The sequence below is a fragment of the Bacteroides xylanisolvens XB1A genome, assembly GCF_000210075.1.
Taxonomy (GTDB): Bacteria; Bacteroidota; Bacteroidia; order Bacteroidales; family Bacteroidaceae; genus Bacteroides; species Bacteroides xylanisolvens.
Genome location: NC_021017.1, coordinates 928,295 through 930,566, shown reverse-complemented (window position 1 = coordinate 930,566; position 2,272 = coordinate 928,295). Strand labels below are relative to the sequence as shown.

2 protein-coding genes are annotated in these 2,272 nt (G+C 46.3%); both read right to left on the bottom strand.

The window, feature by feature from the left end; translation table 11 throughout:
• Positions 1 to 110 precede the first annotated feature (110 nt).
• A complete protein-coding gene (locus BXY_RS03795) occupies positions 111 to 1,067 on the bottom strand; it encodes a D-2-hydroxyacid dehydrogenase (protein WP_008643889.1) in 957 nt (318 codons plus the stop codon).
• Positions 1,068 to 1,214: 147 nt separating this feature from the next.
• On the bottom strand, positions 1,215 to 2,272 hold a 1,058-nt coding region (locus BXY_RS03790; protein WP_208946756.1), incomplete at its 5' end, for a replication-associated recombination protein A.

Genomic DNA, 2,272 nt, shown 5'->3' with positions numbered 1-2,272 from the left:
ATGGTAGAGAGATAAAATAAAGGGAGCTTTTTATATATTTTATACTTAACGTGTGTGCCTAAACACTTCGGGCATTATGACACCCTCGTTATGAATTACACTAATGCTAATTATTTATTGACTACATTCTCCGGTTTGCCAGAAATGTAAGCCTGAAGATTGCTGATTGCAATATTCATCAGACGTTCACGAGCCTCTATGGTTGCCCAGGCAATGTGCGGAGTGATGTAGCAGTTCTTTGCTGTCAGCAATGGATTGTCGGCACAAGGCGGTTCGGTAGAAAGCACGTCTACGCCGGCTGCATAAATCTTACCGCTGTTCAAAGCATCTGCAAGATCTTGTTCGTTGATAAGCGGTCCGCGACCGGTATTGATTAAGATGGCTGTCGGCTTCATCATGGCAAGACGGCGTGCATTCACCATTTCGCGTGTTTCCGGCGTAAGCGGGCAGTGCAAACTGATAATATCACACTCGCTGAACAATTGATCCAAATCCATCTTCTTGATTTCCGGTGGCAATTGGAAGTGGGATTTAGAAGTCAATGCGTACACTTGCATACCGAATCCGATAGCAACACGCGCTGTGGTATATCCGGTGTTTCCCAATCCTACCAGACCGATTTTCTTATCCCGAAGTTCCATCAACGGAGTGTCCCAAAAACAGAAATCCTTGTTGTTTGTCCAACGGCCTTTGTGCACTTCTTCGGAGTGGTGTTGCACTTGTTGAGTGATGTTCAGGATATGCGAAAATACCATTTGAGCAACGGAAGCGGTGCTGTATGAAGGAATATTAGTAACGACGATTCCCCGTTCTTTGGCAGCAGCTGTGTCTACCACGTTGTATCCGGTAGCCAATACACCGATATATTTCAGTTCGGGCAGTGCAGCCATGTGGTCTGCATTGATGATTACCTTGTTAGTCAGAATTGCTTCTGCACCGGCTGCACGTTCTAATACCTCTTCCGGAGCTGTACGATCATAAATTGTACATTCTCCAAGAACTTTCATACCTTCCCAGGATAAATCTCCGGGATTGGCGGCAAAGCCGTCTAAAACTACAATCTTCATTTCAATTTCAATATTAATAATAAGTTATACGTGTTTTCTTAACAACATATTGATATTATAGGCGCGAATTACACGGATTTCACGTTTTCTTAAAATATGCTTTGCATGAAGCATCTGCGTAATCCGTGTAATCTATGCCTGAAAATATCATTTCTTGAATTTGTCTCCCCACAACTGTATCATCCGTTCGGCATGCTTCTGCTCTGCCGGATTGTTTTGCGGTTGCCATATCCGTTTGTCTTTCAGTTCGTCCGGAAGGAATTGCTGTTTGACAAAGTTACCTTCATAGCTGTGTGCATATTTATATTCCTGTCCGTAGCCCAGTTGCTTCATCAGTTTGGTCGGAGCATTGCGCAGATGCAAGGGGACAGGCAGATTACCGGTTGAACGGACTAACTCTAGTGCGTCATTGATCGCGCTGTATGCCGAATTACTCTTCGGACTGGTAGCCAGATAAATCGTTGTTTCAGCCAAAGGAATCCGTCCTTCGGGCCAGCCGATTTTCATCAATGTTTCAAAGCAGGCGTTAGCGAGAAGCAGTGCGTTCGGGTTTGCCAAACCAATGTCCTCGGCAGCCGAAATCACCAGTCGGCGGGCAATGAAAGCAGGATCTTCGCCTCCTTCCACCATACGGGCAAGCCAGTAGATCGCTCCGTCGGGATCACTGCCACGAATAGACTTGATGAAAGCGGAGATAATGTCATAATGCATCTCTCCATCCTTGTCGTATGCCAGCGGATTTTGTTGCAACCGTTCGGTCACCATTTCATCGGTGATGACGACAGTCTCTTCCGTTTCCGATTGCACAACGAGTTCCAATATATTAAGCAGCTTGCGGGCGTCTCCACCGGAGAAGCGCAACATGGCTGTTGTTTCTTTCAATTCAATTTTGCGCTCTTTCAATACGGCATCCGTGGTGATGGCACGTTGCAGAAGTTCCAATAAATCTTCTTTCTCCAAAGATTTGAGCACATAAAGCTGGCAGCGGGACAGGAGAGGGCGGATGACCTCAAACGACGGATTCTCCGTTGTTGCGCCAATCAGCGTGACTGTTCCGTTCTCTACCGCTCCCAACAGAGAATCCTGCTGCGACTTGCTGAACCGATGGATTTCATCAATAAACAGAATCGGGCTGGACTGTGAAAAGAAGCGGTTGCTCTTGGCACGTTCTATCACTTCGCGCACATCCTTCACACCGGAAGTCA